The organism is Agrobacterium salinitolerans, assembly GCF_002008225.1.
GTDB classification, from domain to species: domain Bacteria; phylum Pseudomonadota; class Alphaproteobacteria; order Rhizobiales; family Rhizobiaceae; genus Agrobacterium; species Agrobacterium salinitolerans.
On record NZ_MRDH01000006.1, the window covers coordinates 35195 to 55009 of the forward strand.

The 19815-nt window shown below is 60.1% G+C and carries 17 protein-coding genes; 10 read left to right on the forward strand and 7 right to left on the reverse strand.

The genetic code is table 11. From position 1 onward, the window contains the following. Positions 1 to 154: 154 nt before the first annotated feature. The 3 genes from BS627_RS04175 to bcp all read right to left on the reverse strand — a co-directional run bounded on the left by BS627_RS04175 (position 155) and on the right by bcp (position 2850). Positions 155 to 1453 (reverse strand): M23 family metallopeptidase, encoded by a 1299-nt coding sequence (locus tag BS627_RS04175; RefSeq protein ID WP_077982042.1) that lies wholly within the window; start codon positions 1451 to 1453, stop codon positions 155 to 157. A 90-nt stretch (positions 1454 to 1543) separates the two neighbouring features. Beyond that, on the reverse strand, positions 1544 to 2368 hold the full coding sequence (locus BS627_RS04180; protein ID WP_077982043.1) for a ferritin-like domain-containing protein: 825 nt from the start codon (positions 2366 to 2368) through the stop codon (positions 1544 to 1546). Positions 2369 to 2382: 14 nt separating this feature from the next. Then, positions 2383 to 2850 (reverse strand): thioredoxin-dependent thiol peroxidase, encoded by a 468-nt coding sequence (bcp, locus tag BS627_RS04185; protein WP_077982044.1) that lies wholly within the window; start codon positions 2848 to 2850, stop codon positions 2383 to 2385. A gap of 119 nt (positions 2851 to 2969) precedes the next feature. On the opposite strand from bcp, the gene BS627_RS04190 reads away from it, so the two are divergent. After that, the gene (locus BS627_RS04190; RefSeq protein ID WP_077982045.1) at positions 2970 to 6353 is read left to right on the forward strand and encodes a YhdP family protein; all 3384 of its coding nucleotides are present in this window, start codon (positions 2970 to 2972) and stop codon (positions 6351 to 6353) included. Between the two features lie 43 nt (positions 6354 to 6396). Here the strand turns inward: BS627_RS04190 and tyrS are convergent, their stop codons facing one another. Further along, entirely contained in the window at positions 6397 to 7650 is a 1254-nt protein-coding gene (gene tyrS / locus BS627_RS04195) for a tyrosine--tRNA ligase (protein WP_077982879.1), read from the reverse strand. 149 nt (positions 7651 to 7799) lie between these two features. Here tyrS and BS627_RS04200 point away from each other — a divergent pair, with 149 nt between their 5' ends. After that, the gene (locus tag BS627_RS04200) at positions 7800 to 8921 is read left to right on the forward strand and encodes an anhydro-N-acetylmuramic acid kinase (protein WP_077982046.1); all 1122 of its coding nucleotides are present in this window, start codon (positions 7800 to 7802) and stop codon (positions 8919 to 8921) included. A 240-nt stretch (positions 8922 to 9161) separates the two neighbouring features. Here the strand turns inward: BS627_RS04200 and BS627_RS04205 are convergent, their stop codons facing one another. Further along, the gene (locus BS627_RS04205) at positions 9162 to 9839 is read right to left on the reverse strand and encodes an alpha/beta hydrolase (protein WP_003495402.1); all 678 of its coding nucleotides are present in this window, start codon (positions 9837 to 9839) and stop codon (positions 9162 to 9164) included. 211 nt (positions 9840 to 10050) lie between these two features. Here BS627_RS04205 and BS627_RS04210 point away from each other — a divergent pair, with 211 nt between their 5' ends. From BS627_RS04210 to sufA, 8 genes are all read left to right on the forward strand, one after another. After that, positions 10051 to 11220, forward strand: coding sequence for a cysteine desulfurase family protein (locus BS627_RS04210; RefSeq protein WP_077982047.1), 1170 nt, complete (start codon positions 10051 to 10053; stop codon positions 11218 to 11220). A 198-nt stretch (positions 11221 to 11418) separates the two neighbouring features. Continuing rightward, positions 11419 to 12888 carry a Fe-S cluster assembly protein SufB gene (gene sufB, locus BS627_RS04215; protein WP_077982048.1) on the forward strand — a complete coding sequence of 490 codons (1470 nt, stop codon included), beginning with the start codon at positions 11419 to 11421 and terminating at the stop codon, positions 12886 to 12888. Positions 12889 to 12944: 56 nt separating this feature from the next. Then, on the forward strand, positions 12945 to 13286 hold the full coding sequence (locus BS627_RS04220) for a GIY-YIG nuclease family protein (protein WP_077982049.1): 342 nt from the start codon (positions 12945 to 12947) through the stop codon (positions 13284 to 13286). 114 nt (positions 13287 to 13400) lie between these two features. Beyond that, complete coding sequence (gene sufC / locus BS627_RS04225; protein WP_003522658.1) at positions 13401 to 14156, forward strand: Fe-S cluster assembly ATPase SufC; 756 nt, start codon at positions 13401 to 13403, stop codon at positions 14154 to 14156. A 24-nt stretch (positions 14157 to 14180) separates the two neighbouring features. Further along, positions 14181 to 15452 carry a Fe-S cluster assembly protein SufD gene (sufD, locus tag BS627_RS04230; RefSeq protein ID WP_077982881.1) on the forward strand — a complete coding sequence of 424 codons (1272 nt, stop codon included), beginning with the start codon at positions 14181 to 14183 and terminating at the stop codon, positions 15450 to 15452. Continuing rightward, complete coding sequence (locus BS627_RS04235; RefSeq protein ID WP_077982050.1) at positions 15445 to 16695, forward strand: cysteine desulfurase; 1251 nt, start codon at positions 15445 to 15447, stop codon at positions 16693 to 16695. Before sufD ends, BS627_RS04235 begins: the two co-directional genes overlap by 8 nt. 37 nt (positions 16696 to 16732) lie before the next feature. Further along, positions 16733 to 17116 (forward strand): SUF system Fe-S cluster assembly protein, encoded by a 384-nt coding sequence (locus BS627_RS04240; RefSeq protein ID WP_077982880.1) that lies wholly within the window; start codon positions 16733 to 16735, stop codon positions 17114 to 17116. 105 nt (positions 17117 to 17221) lie between these two features. Then, positions 17222 to 17611: a Fe-S cluster assembly scaffold SufA gene (sufA, locus tag BS627_RS04245; RefSeq protein WP_077982051.1), complete on the forward strand. Its 390-nt coding sequence runs from the start codon at positions 17222 to 17224 to the stop codon at positions 17609 to 17611. Between the two features lie 279 nt (positions 17612 to 17890). Here the strand turns inward: sufA and BS627_RS04250 are convergent, their stop codons facing one another. Both BS627_RS04250 and BS627_RS04255 read right to left on the reverse strand, forming a co-directional pair. After that, a complete protein-coding gene (locus BS627_RS04250) occupies positions 17891 to 19099 on the reverse strand; it encodes an ABC transporter permease (RefSeq protein WP_077982052.1) in 1209 nt (402 codons plus the stop codon). Then, positions 19089 to 19808, reverse strand: a complete 720-nt coding sequence (locus BS627_RS04255; RefSeq protein WP_077982053.1) for an ABC transporter ATP-binding protein — start codon at positions 19806 to 19808, stop codon at positions 19089 to 19091. The genes BS627_RS04250 and BS627_RS04255 overlap by 11 nt, the downstream gene beginning before the upstream one ends. Between the last annotated feature and the right edge of the window lie 7 nt (positions 19809 to 19815).

Genomic DNA, 19815 nt, shown 5'->3' on the forward strand with positions numbered 1-19815 from the left:
CTTGGCGCGGGGATAGGCCCAAATTGCCGGAAAGTCAAGGAAACAACGGGAAAAGCACGCGAAACGTGATGCCTCGGGCTGGGCTTTTAAGCCTTGGGCGCATATTTGTGCGGTTTATCGTTAAAATAGCAAAAGAAGCGTTAAAATCGGGCTGCTATTTCAGGTAGGTTTTGAGTTCCGTTCCCGCGATCAGGAACCGCATGGGATCAACGGGCACATCGTTGCGGCGTACCTCATAATGTACATGCGGGCCGGTGGAGCGGCCGGTGCTGCCGGCGCGGCCGATGATATCGCCGGTTTCGACCCTGTCGCCGACTTTCACCAGAATTGCGGAAAGATGGCCGAATCGCGTCGAGACGCCCTGGCCGTGATCGATCTCGACCATATTACCATAGCCGCCGGAATTTTCCGCCACCGTCACCTTGCCCGCGCCGGTGGATTTGACGTCAGCGCCGGTTTCTGCACGAAAATCGATGCCGGTATGAAGGGCCGGGCGGCCGAGAAACGGATCCATCCTGTTGCCGAATCGGCTGGTGATCGCCCGGCCGGGGGCCGGGTTGCCGAAGGGCAGGTTGGTCGCGGTTTCCTTGACGATGTCGAGCCGGTTCAGCGCATTGTCGAGATTGGTAAGCGACAGGTTGAAAGGATCGGTTTCGCCGCGCTCGGGATCCGCATAGGGGCCGCCAATGTCGTCGTTGCCGTTTTCTTCGATTTTCAGGCCTGCCTGCCGGATGATGTCCTGCATCGCATTCGCCTTGTCCTCGGCGTCGCTGGTCAGTCTGGCGATGCGCGATATCTGCTGGTGTTCGATATTCTTCAGCGACAGCGTCACCTTGGAAAACACCCGGTCGGCCCGGTCGGATGGCGTTTCGCCGGCTTCCGGCACATAGGCGGCGTGTCTGTCGGATGTGGCCGGCTTTTCCGCCTGCGGCCTGCGTGGGGTCATCAGCTTTTCAATGGCCGAGAGGCCGCCGGAGAGGTCGGCGCGTTTTTCCGGCGCCATGGCGTTCGAAAGAGACGAGGGCGCGATAGGGGAGGCGGCAATGCCGGAATTTTCGGCGCGCTCAAGCAATTCGCTCATGCGACCGTGCCGCGAGGCCAGCGCCGCCTGCTGCTCCAGCAGCTTTTCCACTTTCTTTTCAACAACCTGCTGATCGAGCAATTGCCGGGAGGTGACACGGTCCACCTGGGCTCTGAGCGCCGCGATGCGGTCTTCATAGTCGTTCTGCATGCGGGTCTGGCGCGCCATGGTCGCGCCGATCAGGTCGTCACGCAAAATGAGATAGCCTGTGGCGCCGAGATATCCGAGCGAAAAAAGCCCGATCGCGCAGCCGGCAAGCGCCGCCATCCACGGCCGAATGGTCATGTGCCGCACGCTTTCGCCGCGCGCGAGAATGAGCACGTGGGGCTCACGCTTTTTGCCGAATACCCGGTTTTCCGCCGTATCAGTCACAATCTCTCTCCGGACTGGCCGATTTCTTAACGGAAATCATAATTCGTTAAGGTTAACGAAGTTTTGCCGGAGAGGTTTTAGCCGTGTCAGCTATCGGCTGACGGATGTCAGCGAGCGGTAAAAGGATGGCGTCAGGCCGGCCTCGGCGCGGGCGAGGTCGTTGAAAGGCGGTTTCAGGGGGCCGCGGAAATTGGCGCGGACCAGTTGCCTGAAGGTTGCCGCCGGGTCCTTCTTTTCACGCGCGCACAGGAAACGGAACCATTTCGCGCCGATGGCGACGTGGCCCTTCTCGTCATTGTAGATCACGTCAAGAACCGCAGCGCTTTCTAGATCGCCGGTCTCGCGCATCTTGGCCTGCAGGGAAGGGGTGACATCAAGCCCACGCGCCTCCAGGATGAGCGGCACGACCGCAAGCCGCGCGGTCAGATCGTTGCGGGTGGAATGCGCAGCCTGCCACAGCCCGTCATGGGCGGGCAAGTCACCATAATCGGCCCCGAGGCTTCGCAGCCGGTCGCGAACCAGCCGGAAGTGCTTTGCTTCCTCGAAGGCGACCTGCATCCAGCCGTCGAAAAAGGAGTGCGGCACCGGCTCGCCGGCATAACGGGCGACGATATCGAGCGCGAGATCGACGGCATTGAGTTCGATATGGGCGATGGCGTGCAAGAGGGCGATGCGACCCTTGACGCTGTGCAGCGAACGTCGTTCCACCGCGGTTGGCGGAACGAGTTCAGGCTTCTTCGGCCGGCCCGGCCGCTCGGGCAGCGGCGGATCGAGCGGGGAGCGCAATGACAGCCGGCGCTCGAACCAGCGCGTTGCCGTTTCCTGCGCGAGTTCGGTTTTTCGGTCGAGATCGGCGCTTGCGATCGCATTCGTCGCGCCGCCTCGCAGCGAGATGATTTTGAAGGGGGGCGTCACGATGAAGTGATCCCTCAGAGCTTTTTTGCAGCCTCGAGAACGGCCTGTGCATGGCCCACGACCTTCACCTTGTTCCAGATTTCCGCGATTTTTCCATCCGGAGCCACAAGGAAAGTGGTGCGTTCGACACCCATGTATTTTTTCCCATACATGCTTTTTTCCTTCCAGACGCCGTAGGCCTCCAGAACCTTCCTCTCCTCGTCGGAAGCGAGCATGACGGAAAGGGAATGTTTTGCCGCGAACTTGTCATGGCTTTTGACGCTGTCGGGCGAAATGCCGATAACGACGGCGTTGGCGGCCTCGAATTCGCCGCCCAGCGCGCTGAAGTCGATGGCTTCTGCGGTGCAGCCGGAAGTATCGTCCTTCGGGTAGAAATAAAGAATGACCGCCTTGCCTTGCAGTTTCGACAATGTCACCGTCCCTTCACCGTTACGGGGCAAGGTGAAGTCGGGGGCGGGGCTGCCAATCGTCAAGTCTGTCATATTCTACCTTTCTTTCGCCGGGATGTTGAGGGAAAGTCGCCACATTCGATATATAGCGAAACCGCGCGTCGTCCAGTGTTGCGGCGAAACAAAAGCTACTTAGAGGCAAACACGGGCGTATGGCTGAAATAAGGGGTGAAAAGGTTACGTTCGGCAGGCGCGATATGGTTGCGCTGCACGAGCTTCCTTCGGCTCAGGCCGAAGACCCGATCATCGTGCATTGCCCGCCGCCGCGCTCCATGGCGCGCGCTTTCTGCAAGATTTTTGCGGCCCTTTTCGTGCTGGCTTTCCTGTCCATCGGCGGCATCATCCTGTCGGTCGAGACCGGTTCCATCGATAAGACGCTTTCGAGCCAGGCGCAGCAGGCGCTGGAAAAGGCACTCGGTCCCCATTACAGCGCGCGGATAGGCTCCTCGGCGATCCGGTTTTCCACCGGGCTGAGGCTGGCGCTGGTGGCCGAGGACGTGGATATCATCGAGAAGGAATCCGGCCAGCATCTGAGCCGGGCGCGGGCGATTGGCATGGCGCTCGACCCGCTTGCGCTTCTGGCCGGCCATGTGTCGGTGCAGAGCCTCGAGGCCGACGGGATGGAACTCGATACGGCGCTTTTGCCGAAAGGCAACGGTTTCGATCTCGCCAGCATCAAGCTCGACGCCGTGCCGCAACAATTGCAGATGGCGTTCGGGCAACTCGACAAGCTTGCCCAGGCGTTTCTCAGCAGCGGCACCGAGGAAATCGATATTTCCAGCGTTTCGGTTCACCTGCCGCCCGGTGAACAGGGCAAGCCGCGCACCATCGAGGTGCGGGAACTGTCGCTGACACCGGATCAGCAGGGCGGATATTCGCTTGATGGAGAAACCCTGTTTAACGGGGAAATCGCCAGCGTGTCGCTCAGAACCTCCGGCGCTGGCGGCGTGATTGATGGCTTCGAGGCGCGTATCGATGGTTTCGATATCGGCCCGTTCCTGGAAAAATTCGATCCCGATGGAAATCTCCATGAAGGCCTGAATGTCAAGACAGGCGTGAATATCGTCGCGCGGCGTGCCACGGCGGCCCAGGAACCACGTCTGGACGTTTCGCTCGGCCTTGGCAATGGAACGCTTATGATTGGCGGCGAGTCCCAGCCGTTCACAACCGGCACGGTGCATGCGCGTTATGATTTTGCAAAAAACAGCGTGGTCATCGACAATTCGCGGTTGGAACTCGGGCGGACGATTATTCCCGTCAGCGGTGAAATCAGCGATACGGAAGAGGGTTTCGGCCTTTCACTGAGAGTAGACAACGGCGTCGCTTCTTCCGAAGCCTCGGGTGAAGCACCCGTTTCTTTCAACCTGAAAGCGGACGGTCATTTTACAACGGCCGCGAAGCAGCTCGACGTTCCCTCGCTTTACGTCAGCGGCCCGCTCGGAGATATGGCGGGGTCGCTGAAAATCCGGTTTGGCGAGGGGTCGCCGGAAATCAGCTTTGGCGGCCAGATTCCGAAGATGGAGGCGACGGCCGTCAAGCAGCTTTGGCCGTTCTGGATGGCGCACAAGCCGCGCGACTGGGTGGTCTCCAATCTTTACGGCGGCACCGTCACCAATGGGTCAATCGCAATCTTCATCCCGCAGGGACGGATGTGCGGCCCCGGCTGCCCGCTGGTGCTTGGCGAAAGCGAAATGCAAATCCGCTTCGACATCGACGAGACGCGCCTCAACACGACGGGCGACATTCCACCGCTGCGGGATGTCGATGCGCATTTCGACCTCGTCGGCGGCAAGATGGTCGTCGATATCAAGGAGGGTACATCCTATTTCCCTTCCAACCGGACGCTTTCATTGGAGAACAGCCGCTTTCTCATTTCAGATGTGTATGAGAAGCCGCTGCTCGGAAATCTTGAGCTGAACGTGTCCGGTGCGGCCGATGCCGTGGCGGAGCTTGCGACGCTCAAGCCCATCAATGCGCTCAAGGATACGCAGTTCAAGCCAGAGGATTTCACCGGCGACGTCAAGGTCAGTGCGAAGCTGACCGTTGGCATGCTTTCCAGCCAGAACCCGCCCCCGCCGGTGTGGACGGCCGATCTCGACCTGAAGAACCTGGCGCTGACCAAGCCCTTCGCCGGCCACAAGGTGACCGCGCTTGATGGTTTCATGTCGCTGAACGACCACCAGCTCAAACTGGAGGGCAAGGGTCGGGTGGACGATGTGCCGATGGACATCGTGATGACGGAGCCGGTGCGCAAGAACAGCGATATCGCGCCGACGCTGTCGTTGAAGGCTAGCCTGAACGAAACGCAGGTTGCCAAGCTCGCTCCGGAACTCTCCACGGTTCTTGGCGGCACAACGGCGATTGAAATCGACGGTGCCGACCCGAAACGCCAGGATATCCGGCTCGATCTGACCAAGGCGTCGATCATTCTGCCCGGGCTCGGCTGGAGCAAGGGCATCGGCATTCCCGCCAGCGCCGCCTTCACCATGGAAACGGGAGACGGGCGCACAACGATCAGCGACTTCTCGCTCGATGGCGACGGCTTCGGCGCTGCCGGCGATATCGCCTTCAGCAAGAACGGGCTGATTTCGGCCGATCTCAGCCGCGTGCAGCTCTCGCCCTCGGATAATTACGCCGTTTCGGTCGCCGCTTCGAAGAACGGCTATATCATCAATGCCTCGGGAAAATCCGCCGATCTCAGGCCTTTCCTCTCGAAGCTTCGCAGCTCTTCCGGTGGCGGCGACGGAACGTCGCGTGCACAGCCATCCCTTGCCATCAAGACGCAATTCGACAAGGTCTACGGGTTCAACGACGAAATTCTTGCCAATGTCAGTTCCGATGTCAGCGTGCGGGACGGCAAGGTCCGCTCCATCGATTTCCGTGGCGTCACCGGCAACGGCCAGGCGGTCGTGGCGCAGACCGTCAATCGCGGGGCGACGGGAACCGTGACGCTGACCAGCAGCGACGCGGGGTCGCTCGCCCGTTTCGCCAATATCTACAGCCGCATTCGCGGCGGCCTTCTCAACCTTGCGCTGACGACCTCCAATGGCAGCGACTGGAGCGGATCGCTCGACCTGCGCAATTTTGCCGTCGTCAACGAAGCCAAGCTTCAGGACATCGTCGCCACGCCGACGGGCGAGGACGGCAGGAGCCTCAACAATGCGGTGCGTCGCAATATCGACGTGAGCTCGGAAAAGTTCCAGCGCGGGTTTGCCCGGCTCGTTTATGTCAACGGTTCGGTGGCGGTGGAAAACGGCGTCGTGCGCGGCGAGCAGATCGGCGCGACCTTCCAGGGGTTGCTGAAGGATCAGAATGGCCGCATGGACATGACCGGCACCTTCATGCCCGCCTATGGGCTGAACCGGCTGTTCGGCGAGTTGCCCTTCATCGGCATCTTCCTCGGCAACGGCCGCGACCGCGGCCTGCTCGGCATCACCTTCAAGCTTTCCGGCCAGACGGACCAGCCGAAGCTGACGATCAATCCGCTGTCGCTGATTGCACCGGGCGTCTTCCGGCAAATCTTCGAGTTCCAATAAAAAGGGCCGCTTTCGCGGCCCTTGATGCGGGTTTGGTGCTGGCTTACGCCGGGCGAACCAGAACGTGCTTTTTCTTGCCAACCGATAGCTTGATGACGCCGTCGCCGGTCACTTCGCCGGTGCCGACCATCTGACGCTCGTCGGAAATGCCCTGATCGTTGATCTTCACCGCACCGCCCTGAACGTGGCGGCGAGCTTCGCCATTCGAGCCGGCAAGGCCGGCACGGACGATGAGGGAGAGGACGCCAACGCCGGCTTCGAGTTCGGCTGTGGGAACCTCGATCGAAGGCAGGTTTTCGGCGAGCGCGCCTTCCTCGAAGGTCTTGCGCGCCGTTTCGGCCGCTTCTTCCGCAGCGGCGCGGCCATGCAGGATCGCCGTCACTTCGGTTGCGAGGATCTTCTTCGCTTCGTTGATCTCAGACCCGCCAAGCGCCGCGATGCGAGCGATTTCGTCCATCGGCAGGGTGGTGAACAGCTTGGCGAAGCGCACGACATCCGCATCTTCCGTGTTGCGCCAGTATTGCCAGAAATCATAGACCGGCAGCAGGTCTTTGTTCAGCCATACGGCGCCCGAGGCCGACTTGCCCATCTTGGCACCCGAAGAGGTGGTGAGCAGCGGCGAGGTCAGCGCGTAAAGCTGCGGTGTCCCCATGCGGTGACCGAGGTCGATGCCGTTGATGATGTTGCCCCACTGGTCAGAGCCGCCCATCTGCAGGCGGCAGCCGGTGCGCTGGTTCAGCTCCACAAAGTCGTAGGCCTGCAGGATCATGTAGTTGAATTCGAGGAAGGACAGCGACTGCTCGCGGTCGAGGCGGGTCTTCACGCTGTCGAAGGACAGCATGCGGTTGACCGAGAAATGGCGGCCGACATCGCGCAGGAATTCGAGATAGTTCAGACCACGCAGCCAGTCGGCATTGTTGATCATCAGCGCCGGATTGTTGGCGCGGTCGTAGTCGAGGTAATTGGCGAAGACATGCTTGAGCGAGGTGATGTTGTCCTCGATCATGTCGATCGTCATCAGCTTGCGGGCTTCTTCCTTGAAGGAGGGGTCACCCACCATGCCGGTGCCGCCGCCCATCAGGGAAATCGGCTGGTGGCCGGTCTTCTGCATCCAGTGCAGCATCATGATCTGGGTGAGGTGGCCGACATGCAAACTGGAGGCCGTCGGGTCATAGCCGATATAGGCGGTCACGGTTTCCTTGGCGAACAGTTCGTCGAGACCTGCCTCATCGGAGATCTGGTGAATGAAGCCGCGCTCATCGAGCGTGCGGAGGAAATCGGACTTGAACCTGGACATAACCTTTGACTTTCTGGTTTGATCTTTGCCGTCATTGAGAACCAATGAACGTCGCGGCTTTATCATTGTTTTTTGAAATGTGCACCCGTTTCGGCCATGAATATCGGGATTCAAGGTAAGCATGATTCGAGATTGCAGGGGAGCGGCAGGTGGGCGAGGTCAAAACGGCAATCGGGCTGATGAGCGGCACATCGATGGACGGCATCGATATCGCCCTTTTGTGCACGGATGGCGAGAGCGTGGTGCGGCATGGGCCGAGCGGTTATTTCCCCTATGATCCGGGTCTGCGTGCCATCTGGCAGAAGGCGCTCACGACGGCCAAATCCATTCGCGAGCGGCGCGAACGTCCCGGCGATCTGGCGGAGGCTGAGCGCAAGCTGACGCTTGCCCATGCGGCGGCGGTGAAATCCTTTCTCCATCGTCACCGGCTCCAGCCCGGTGATATCGATGTCATCGGTTTTCATGGCCAGACGGTGCTGCACCGGCCGGATGAGGCGCTGACCGTGCAGATCGGCGACGGCGCGCTTCTGGCTGAGGAAACCGGTATCGATGTGGTTTATGACATGCGTGCCAACGACATGGTGCATGGCGGGCAGGGTGCGCCGCTGATCCCCGCCTATCATATGGCACTTTCCGCCAACCTGCCTGAAGGCTTCGAAACGCCCGCCGTCTTCGTCAATATTGGGGGGATCTCCAATCTGACCTATATTGGCGAGGGTAGGCGGCTTGCTGCCTTCGACAGCGGGCCGGGCAATATGCTGATCGACCAGTGGATCGAGGCGCATACCGGCGAAGCGTTCGACAAGGGCGGCAGGACGGCGGCGGGTGGCAGCGTCGTTGGCTCGTTGGTGGCGCGTTATATGGAAAGCCCGTTTTTTTCGGCCAATATCCGTCGGTCGCTTGACCGCGGTGATTTTGTGCCGCCGAAAAAAGGTGAGGTTTCTCTTGCGGATGGGGCACGGACGCTGGCGCATCTGACAGGTGCTGCCATTCTGAAATCGGCGAGCTATCTGCCGGAGGCGGCGAAAACCTATGTGGTTTGCGGTGGTGGGCGGCTCAACCCGGTGATCATGGGAGAATTTGCCGAGCTTGCAGCAAAGTCGGGTGCGCGGGTGATCGCGGCGGAGGAGGCGGGTTTTGATGGCGGGGCGATGGAGGCGGAGGCCTGGGCCTATCTGGCCGTGCGTTCGCTCAAGGGTTTGCCGCTGACATATCCCGGGACTACGGGGGTGAGCGAGCCGGTGACGGGTGGGGTTTTGGTGCGGGCGTAGTGATCGACGGCGGGTGTGGCTCACCCCCCTCTGCCCTGCCGGGCATCTCCCCCTCAAGGGGGGAGATCGAATCGTGGCGACCTTCCGGCCATCTTTAACGTATAAGCTTGGGCGAGGAGCAGGCGTCTGGCTGATCTCCCCCCTTGAGGGGGAGATGCCCGGCAGGGCAGAGGGGGTGAGCCACACCCACCGTCGATCATTAGCGATAAATCAAGACGTGCGCTAGAAATGCGCCGCCAATCACCGAATACGCTTGGCCGCCGGCTCCGGCACAAGTTCGCCGTTGAGGCGACGATCAAGATAGTCCTCGCATTCGCCCATCAGCTCATCCACCTTGCCGTTGAAGAAGTGGTTGGCTCCGGGAAGCGTGCGGTGGGTGATGAGGATGCCCTTCTGGGTCTTCAGTTTTTCGACCAGGCCGTTCACATCCTTCTCAGGCGCGACCTTGTCGGCGTCGCCATTGATGATGAGGCCCGAAGACGGGCAGGGGGCGAGGAAGGAGAAGTCGTAGGTATTGGGCTGCGGCGCAATCGACATGAAGCCTTCGATTTCCGGGCGGCGCATCAGAAGCTGCATGCCGATCCAGGCGCCGAAGGAATAACCGGCAACCCAGCAGCTCTTGGAATCGGGATGCAGGCTCTGCACCCAGTCGAGCGCCGAGGCGGCGTCAGACAGCTCGCCGGCACCGTGGTCGAATTCGCCCTGGCTGCGACCGATGGAACGGAAGTTGAACCGGAGCGTCGTGAAGCCGCGCTTCTGGAAAAGATAAAAGAGCTGATAGACGATCTGGTTGTTCATCGTGCCGCCAAACTGCGGGTGCGGATGAAGGATGATCGCAATCGGCGCGCTCTTTTCCTTGGAGGGTTGATAACGGCCTTCGAGGCGACCCGCAGGGCCGTTAAAAATGACTTCGGGCATTGGTACTCCGGTCGTGTTTTTTCATTCTCCAACCGCATTCTTCCGATGAGAAGACTTGACGAACTGTGTCATCTTTTCTAGAACGCAGTTTAGAATAATTCGAAACTTTGCGTGTGCTTAAGCACTCGGGTCGTGTCATAAGGCAAGCGCAACTGTAATTTCAAGAAAAATGCGTTTTGGCGCATATAAGATTGAGCGAAGCTTTTCCGCTATGACGGGTTTAACGCGCACATATATGGACTGGAACGCCACGGCGCCGCTTCTGCCCGCCGTGCGGGATGTTCTTGTCTCTGCGCTGGAAATTGCCGGCAACCCGTCTTCCGTGCATCGGGAAGGGCGCGCTGCCCGCGCCGCCGTGGAGGCTGCCCGTCGCGATGTTGCCGCCCTTGCCGGCGCGCAGGCGTCGCATGTCACCTTCACCAGCGGTGCGACAGAAGCGGCCAATCTGGTTTTGACGACGGATTTCAAAATGGGGCGCGCGCCTGTGCGTTATGGCCGCCTTTACGCGTCTGCCATCGAGCATCCCGCTTTCCGGGAAGGCGGCCGGTTCGGCAAGGCTGACGTTACGGAAATTCCCGTTACGTCAGCGGGTGTCATCGATCTCGCGGCGCTTGAGGTGCTGCTCGCATCGCATGACAAGTCCACTGGTCTGCCGATGGTCGCCTGCATGCTGGTCAATAATGAGACCGGCATTCTCCAGCCTGTGGCGGAAGCCGCGCGGCTTGTGCATGCGGCAGGCGGATTGATGGTGGTCGATGCCGTGCAGGCGGCGGGCCGCATTCCGCTCGATATCAATGCTCTCGATGCAGATTTCCTCGTTCTCTCGTCTCACAAGCTCGGTGGCCCGAAGGGTGCCGGCGCTCTCATTTCGCGCGGCGAGGTGATGATGCCGAAACCGCTGATCCATGGCGGCGGTCAGGAGAAGGGCCATCGCTCGGGTACGGAAAATACCCTGTCGGTCATTGGTTTCGGTGCAGCGGCCGTCGTGGCTGCCGAGAAGCTGGCGGACGAAGCGGCGCGTCTTGGCGCGCTGCGGGCGAAGCTGGAAAACGGCATGCGGGTCAATGCGCCCGACGTCATCATCCATGGTGCGGATGTTGCCCGTGTGGGGAATACGACCTTCTTCACCCTGCCGGGCCTCAAAGCGGAAACGGGACAGATCGCCTTCGATATAGAGGGTATTGCGCTCTCGGCCGGTTCGGCCTGCTCTTCCGGCAAGGTGGGCGAAAGCCATGTGCTGAGCGCGATGGGGCACGATCCCAAGCTCGGCGCGCTCAGGATTTCCCTCGGTCACGCGACTGACGAGGCGGATATAGACAGAACGCTTGCGGCGTTCACGAAAATTGCCGGGCGGCGCAGGCTTTCCGGTCAGGCCGCTTAAAATGCGGCAAAGAATTGCGGAATAGCAATTTTCCGCTTGCCGGGATGTGTGAAAAGCGCCATCCCGCACTTACATGGGTATAAGCTCCGCCCCGTTTAACGGCTCGGAACGATTTGCCCGAAGATGAATAAGGCGGCTTTCCGCCTTGATACGTTGACAAGCCACCGGACCTTGGCTCCGGCGAGATTGGAGAACGACATGGCAGCGGTTCAGGAAACGATCGATCAGGTCCGCCAGATCGATGTGGACCAGTATAAATACGGCTTCGAAACCGAAATCGAAGTCGACAAGGCCCCGAAGGGCCTTTCGGAAGAGGTGATCCGTTTCATCTCGGCCAAGAAGCAGGAGCCGGAATGGATGCTGGAATGGCGTCTTGAGGCTTACAAGCGCTGGCTGACGATGGAAGAGCCGACCTGGGCGCGCGTCAGCTACCCCAAGATCGACTTCAACGATCTCTATTATTATGCCGCGCCGAAAAGCACCCCCGGCCCGAAGTCGCTCGATGAAGTCGACCCGGAGCTGCTGAAGGTCTATGAAAAGCTAGGCATTCCGCTGAAAGAGCAGGAAATCCTCGCTGGCGTCGAAAAGCGTCAGGTGGCCGTGGATGCCGTGTTCGACAGTGTCTCTGTTGTCACCACCTTCAAGGCGGAACTGGCGAAGGCCGGCGTGATCTTCATGTCGATCTCGGAAGCCGTGCGCGAGCATCCGGAACTGGTGAAGAAATATCTCGGTTCGGTTGTTCCCACGACGGACAATTTCTACGCCACGCTGAACTCGGCTGTCTTCACCGACGGTTCCTTCGTGTTCGTGCCGAAGGGCGTGCGTTGCCCGATGGAGCTTTCCACCTATTTCCGCATCAATGAGAAGAACACCGGACAGTTCGAACGCACGCTGATCATCGCCGAAGAGGGGGCTTACGTCTCCTATCTGGAAGGCTGCACCGCGCCGCAGCGCGACGAGAACCAGCTTCACGCCGCCGTGGTTGAACTGGTGGCGCTCGATGATGCCGAAATCAAATATTCCACCGTCCAGAACTGGTATCCGGGCGACAAGGAAGGCAAGGGCGGCATCTACAACTTCGTGACCAAGCGTGGCGATTGCCGTGGCAACCGTTCGAAGATTTCGTGGACGCAGGTGGAAACCGGTTCGGCCATCACCTGGAAATACCCGTCCTGCATCCTGCGCGGTGACGACAGCCGTGGCGAATTCTATTCGATCGCGGTTTCCAATGGCCATCAGCAGATCGATAGCGGCACCAAGATGATCCATCTCGGCAAGAATACGTCGAGCCGCATCATCGCCAAGGGCATCGCCGCCGGTTTTTCGGAAAACGTCTATCGCGGTCAGGTCTCGGCTCACCGCAAGGCGACGAACACGCGTAACTTTACGCAGTGCGACTCGCTTTTGATCGGCGACAAGTGCGGCGCACACACCGTGCCCTATATCGAGGCGAAGAACTCGTCTGCTCATTTCGAGCACGAGGCGACCACGTCGAAGATTTCCGAAGACCAGCTGTTCTATTGCCTGCAGCGCGGCATCCCGGAAGAAGCGGCCATCGCGCTGATCGTCAACGGCTTCGTCAAGGAAGTCATTCAGGAACTGCCGATGGAATTTGCCGTGGAAGCGCAGAAGCTGATCGGCATTTCGCTGGAAGGGTCCGTGGGATAAGTCTTCCTCGTCATCCTCGGGCTTGTCCCGAGGATCTGCTGTCGCGGGATGCGGAGATGAGCGGTGTCGTTTACATGATGTCCGATAAACCGCGCGGTGTGATCTATACTGGCGTCACCAGCGACCTGCCGGGAAGGGTTTATGAACACCGCACCACGTTGCATAAGGGTTACACCGAGAAATACAGGGCAAAGAACCTCGTCTGGTTTGAAACCCACCCCAATATCGTGCTGGCAATCCAGCGGGAGAAATCATTGAAGCGTTACATGCGCGAGTGGAAAATTCGGTTGATCGAAGAATTAAATCCGACCTGGTTGGACCTTTACGAGCGCATAAACGAAATCGGCAACGCCTATCGGCCGCATGAAAATACGCGGAAGTGGGGCGACTATAATTGACGTGATTAGATCCTCGGGACAAGCCCGAGGATGACGGATGCAAAAGTTGAGGCAGGCCCGTAACAGGGCTTACGAGGCGGTCCTTGAAACCGCAATACGGATAGGAACTAAAACATGCTTGAAATCATCGACCTGCACGCAAAGATCGCCGATACCGAAACAGAGATCATCAAGGGCCTCAACCTGAAGGTTGCCGCTGGTGAAGTTGCCGCCATCATGGGGCCGAACGGTTCCGGCAAATCGACGCTCTCCTACATCCTGTCGGGCCGTGAGGACTACGAAGTCACCTCCGGTGACATTCTCTATAACGGCGAGAGCATTCTGGAACTGGACGCCGCCGAGCGCGCTGCCAAGGGTATTTTCCTGGCCTTCCAGTATCCGGTCGAAATTCCGGGCGTTGCGACGATGCAATTCCTGAAGGTTGCGATGAACGAGCAGCGCAAGGCGCGTGGCGAGTCCGAGCTGACGACGCCGGACTTCATCCGCCGCGTCAAGGAAGCTGCCGGCGACCTGAAGATCGACATGGAGATGCTGAAGCGTCCGCTGAATGTCGGTTTCTCCGGTGGTGAGAAGAAGCGCGCTGAAATCCTGCAGATGGCGCTGCTTGAGCCGAAACTCTGCGTTCTCGACGAAACCGATAGCGGTCTCGACATCGACGCGCTGAAGATCGTGGCTGACGGCGTCAACGCGCTGAAGTCGCCGGATCGCGCCACCGTCGTCATCACCCACTATCAGCGCCTGCTCGACTACATCGTGCCTGACAGCGTTCACGTTCTCTACAAGGGCAAGATCATCCGCTCGGGTGACAAGGCGCTGGCGCTGGAGCTGGAAAACAACGGTTACGCCGACATCATCGGTGAAGCGGCCTAAGTCAAAGGCCAGGAGGTGATGTCCATGAACATTCAAGCTACCAACCGGCTGACGCCAGCGGAAACCGCGCTGGTCGACGCCTACACCGCCAAGTTCAGCGAATTGCCGGGCGACGGCGCTGTTGTTGCCGCGCGTGACGTGCTGTTCGACGATCTGAAGACCGGCGGTCTTCCGACCCGCCGCATCGAGGCGTGGCACTATACCGATCTGAAGAGCCTGCTGCGCGCCGTTCCGGAAGACCAGCCGGCGCCTGTTATCGAGAAGCTGGCGCCGACGGTTGCCGGCTCGCTGGTTGCCTATCTGCAGCATGGCACGGCCGATATCGGCAAGATTGAAGATGTTCGCGTGTCGCGCTTTGCCGAAAGCCTGCTCGATGGTTCCGCCGCCGCCGGCCTTGCTGAAGCCAGCAAGGATGACGCGATTGGCCGCATCAATGGCAGCTTCGTGCGCGATGGCCTGGTGCTCGATATACCGGCCGATGCCGATATCGAGAAGCCGATCGAATTGCAGGCGGTCCATGGCGCAGGCCAGGTTCACAGCCGCTTCCCGGTCCGTTTCGGCAAGGGTTCCAAGGCAACCGTCATCGAGCGTCACCTTTCGGTGACTTCTGATGCGGCCCTCGTGTCCTCGGTCAGCGATATCGTTGTCGAGGATGGCGCGGAAGTGACCTGGATCATCCTGCAGCAACAGGGGGCGGCCGATATCCATCTTGGCCAGCTGCGCATGAAAATCGGCGCGGACGCCAAGATTCGCCTGTTCATTGTCAATGCCGGCGGCAAGCTGGTGCGCCAGGAACTGCGCATCGATGTGCAAGGCGAGGGCACTGACCTCATCGTTCGCGGCGTCAACCTCCTGGGCGGCGAAACCCATACCGACGTGACGATGGTTCTCGGCCACAACGTGCCGAACACGACCTCGACGGAAGTATTCCGCAACGTGGTGTTTGACCGTGCCAAAGGCATTTTCCAGGGCATGATCCGGGTGGCGCCCGATGCCCAGAAGACCGACGCGAAGATGGCCTGCAATACGCTGCTGATGTCCGACGATGGCGAGTTCTCGGCAAAGCCGGAACTGGAAATCTTTGCCGATGACGTTCAGTGCGGCCATGGCGCGACGGTTGCCGATATCAGCGACAATCATCTCTATTACCTGATGGCGCGCGGCGTGCCGCGGGCGAAGGCACGGGCGATGCTCGTCAACGCCTTCGTTGCCGAGATCGTCGAGGAACTGGAAGAAGAAAATCTGGTAGAGGCGCTGGAGACGATCATCTCCGGCTGGCTGGAACATCATGCCTGAGAGCGAACGCGCCGCATTGGCGGCCCCTTATGACATCGAAGCCGTGCGGAAGGATTTCCCGATCCTGTCGCGCGAGGTCTATGGCAAGCCGCTCACCTATCTCGACAACGGCGCGTCCGCTCAAAAACCGCAGGTGGTGATCGACGCCGTTTCGCATGCTTATGCGAACGAATACGCCAATGTGCATCGCGGCCTGCATTTTCTCTCCAATGCCGCAACCGACGCCTATGAGGCGGCGCGCGAAAAGGTGCGCCGGTTCCTCAATGCCGGTTCGGTGGACGAGATCGTCTTCACCAAATCCTCCACCGAGGCGATCAATACGGTTGCCTATGGTTACGGCATGCCCAAGATCGGCGAGGGCGACGAGATCGTCATCTCGATCATGGAGCACCACTCCAATATCGTGCCGTGGCACTTCATTCGCGAGCGGCAAGGCGCCAAGCTCGTGTGGGTGCCTGTTGACGATGATGGCGCGTTCCATATCGAGGCTTTCGAAAAGAGCCTGACGGAGCGTACCAAGCTCGTTGCCATCACCCATATGTCGAATGCGCTCGGCACCATCGTGCCGGTCAAGGAAATCTGCCGCATCGCCCATGAGCGCGGCATTCCGGTGTTGATCGATGGTTCGCAGGGTGCCGTTCACATGCCGGTCGATGTTCGTGACATCGATTGCGACTGGTATGTGATGACCGGCCACAAGCTCTACGGCCCCTCGGGCATCGGTGTGCTCTATGGCAAGGCCGACCGGCTGCGCGAGATGCGGCCGTTTCAGGGCGGCGGCGAGATGATCCTCGACGTTTCCGAAGAAAATGTCACCTATAACGAGCCGCCGCATCGTTTCGAAGCCGGCACGCCGCCCATCGTGCAGGCGATCGGGCTCGGTTATGCGCTCGATTATATGGATAATCTCGGCCGCGCCGCGATTGCGGCACACGAGGCCGATCTTGCCGCTTATGCCGCCGAGCGGTTGCGCGAGATCAATTCGCTGCGCATCATCGGCAATGCGCCTGACAAGGGCGGTATCTTCTCTTTTGAGCTTGAGGGCATTCACGCCCATGACGTCTCGATGGTGATCGACCGGCGCGGCGTTGCGGTACGTGCGGGCACCCATTGCGCCATGCCGCTCTTGAAACGCTTCGGCGTCACCTCCACATGCCGGGCGTCGTTCGGCCTTTACAATACCCGCGCCGAAGTAGACTCTCTTGTTGAGGCGCTGGAATATGCGCGCAAATTTTTCGCCTGATATCGGCATGAATGAGATCAGGATTGAGGATCAGACCATGACTGCGGAAGCCACTGCAAAGACATCCGATGCGACCGAAGAAGCGGCAAAGCCGTCTTCCATTCCGCCTGACGAGCTGGCGCGTCTCAGCGACGACGTGATCTCGGCGTTGAAAACCGTCTACGACCCGGAAATTCCAGCCGATATTTTCGAACTCGGCCTGATCTACAAGATCGACATCGAGGACGACCGGATGGTCAAGATCGTCATGACGCTGACGGCACCCGGTTGCCCGGTGGCGGGCGAAATGCCCGGTTGGGTGGAAAACGCGGTCGGCGCCGTCGAGGGTGTTTCCGGCGTTACCGTCGAAATGACCTTTGACCCGCCGTGGACGCCGGACCGGATGTCGGAAGAAGCGCAGGTCGCCGTCGGCTGGTACTGATTTGATTTTGACTGAAGTCATCCCTTGATGACATCGTCAGGCGAACTTAAATTGAATTCCATAAGCATCGAGCCTTGAACTCGATTGTCGAAGGAGAATGGGCCCATGGGCTTCGCAGTTATGACCATGACCGGGGCTGCCGCCTCGCGCGTTAAAGCAATCGTCGAAAATTCCGGACCGGACGCCAAGGGCGTGCGCGTCGGCATCAAGAAGGGCGGCTGCGCAGGCATGGAATATACCATCGACCTCGTGACCGAGCCGGATGCGAAGGACGATCTCGTGGAATTCGAGGGCGCGAAGGTCTGGGTTCAGCCCTCTGCCGTGCTTTATCTGCTCGGCACCCAGATGGATTTCGAGGTGACCAAGATGCGCTCGGGTTTCACCTTCAACAACCCGAACCAGACTTCCGCCTGCGGCTGCGGCGAGTCGGTCGAGCTAAAGCCCGCGGATCTCGCGGCGCTGGCGAAGCAGCGCGAGGCAGAGGCCAGCGTTTGATTTGATGCGGCTGCGCGTCATTTTCGGGCGCGACCAAAAGACCTTTGGCTCTCAACGCCTTGTAAAACCCTCCATATGTTATCACCTTTACCGTGCTTATAGAGCGAGCGGTTGCCGCTTGTTTCTTCTCCCCGCCGGGGAGAAGGTCGCGGCAGCGGGATGAGGGGGCGAGGGTGGTGGGATACGGCAACGTTGCCCCCTCATCCGACCCTTCGGGCCACCTTCTCCCCGGCGGGGAGAAGAAATATGCCGCTACGTGGTGCGAAGCTGATTACATTTTCACTCGTGCCGCAGCGCCTCGATCGGGCTCAAACTCGCTGCCCGCCGCGCCGGGAAATAGCCGAAAATAACCCCGATGGCCGCTGAAAAAGCGAAGGCGAGGAAGATGATCGACGGGCTGGTAACGAAGGGCACGTTGAGGAAGCTGACGACGCCATAAGCAAGGCCGAGACCCGTGAGAATTCCGACGAGACCGCCGAAGGCGGAGAGCATGACGGCTTCCACTAGAAACTGCGTCAGCACCTGTTTTTCCAGCGCGCCGATGGCAAGACGAATGCCGATTTCGCGGGTGCGCTCGGTTACCGACACCAGCATGATGTTCATGATGCCGATGCCGCCGACCAGCAGGCTGACCGCCGCGACCGCACCCAGAAGCCCGGTCAGCAACGTCGTCGTGCCGGTCATGGCCGAGGCGATCTGCGTCATGTCGTTGACGGTGAAATCATCCTCGCGGCCGATGTTGATGCGGCGGCGCTCGCGTAGCAGGTTCTGCAGGTCGCTCTGCACCTTGGCGGTGGAAACGCCATCCTGCGCCGAAACCATGATCGAGGAAATGGTGGTGGTGCCGCCGATGCGCCGCTGATGGATTTTCAGCGGCATGATGATGGTGTCGTCCTGATCGTCTCCGAGGCCGGACTGGCCTTTTCGGGCGAGAACACCGATGACGGGGCAGGAGATGTTGCTGACGCGGATCGTCTGCCCGACAGGGTTTTCCGCGCCGAAGAGTTCCTGACGCACCGTTTCGCCGATGATGCAGCCGATCTGGCCGCCTCGATCCTCGGCGGGCTGGAAGTCGCGGCCGAGCGCGATGGTCCAGTCCTGCGCGATCAGATAGTCATTGGTGGTGCCGATGACGCTCGTCTGGTGGTTCTTGCCGCCGAAAATGACGGTTGCGGCGGAACTGCGGTTCTGCGGGGCAACGGCGCGGATGCCCGATATCTGATTGCGGATGGCCTCGACATCGCGGTCATCGAAGCGCTTGGCCTCGGTGCTGGCGCGGCCGGGGCCAAACTGACCGGGACGAACGAACAGCATGTTGGTACCGAGCCGCGACAATTCCGATTTCACCTGTTCCGTCGTGCCGTTGCCGATGGTGACCATGGCGATGACGGCGGCGACACCGATGACGACGCCGAGCACGGTGAGGAAGGAGCGCAGCAGGTTGCGGCTGATGGCGCGCAGCGCAAGACGCGACGTTTCAAAGAACATCGGCGGTCTCCTTGTCGGCGACCGCGCTGTCGGAGGCGAGGTGGCCATCAACGAAGCGCAGCAGGCGTCCGGCATGGGCGGCGATGTCCTCTTCATGGGTGACCATGACGACCGTGATACCCCTGTCGCGATTGAGCGCGGTGATCAGCTCCATGATCTCGTTGCTGGTCTTCGTGTCGAGGTTACCTGTCGGTTCGTCTGCCAGAAGCAGGGCAGGGCGGGTGACGATGGCGCGCGCAATGGCCACACGCTGCTGCTGGCCGCCGGAAAGCTCCTGCGTGGTGTGATCCTCGCGACCCTTAAGACCCACCTGCGCCAGCGCCTCCATGGCGCGGGCGCGCCGCTCTGAGGCCTTCATGCCGCGATAAACCAGCGGCAGCTCGACATTTTCCACCGCCGAGGTGCGGGAGAGAAGATTGAAGCCCTGAAACACGAAACCCAGCATGTGCCGACGCAGCAGTGTCAGATGTTCATTGTCGAAGCCGCTGGTCGGCACGCCCTGAAACAGATATTCGCCAGCCGTGGGCACATCCAGACAGCCGATGATGTTCATCGAGGTGGATTTGCCCGACCCTGACGGCCCCATGATGGCGACGAATTCCTTTTCACGAATGGACAGGCTGACGCCATCGAGCGCGCGGATGGTCGCTTCGCCCCGGCCATATTGCTTGACGACATCACGGAATTCGATGAGTGGCGGCTGTTGCATGCGGTTC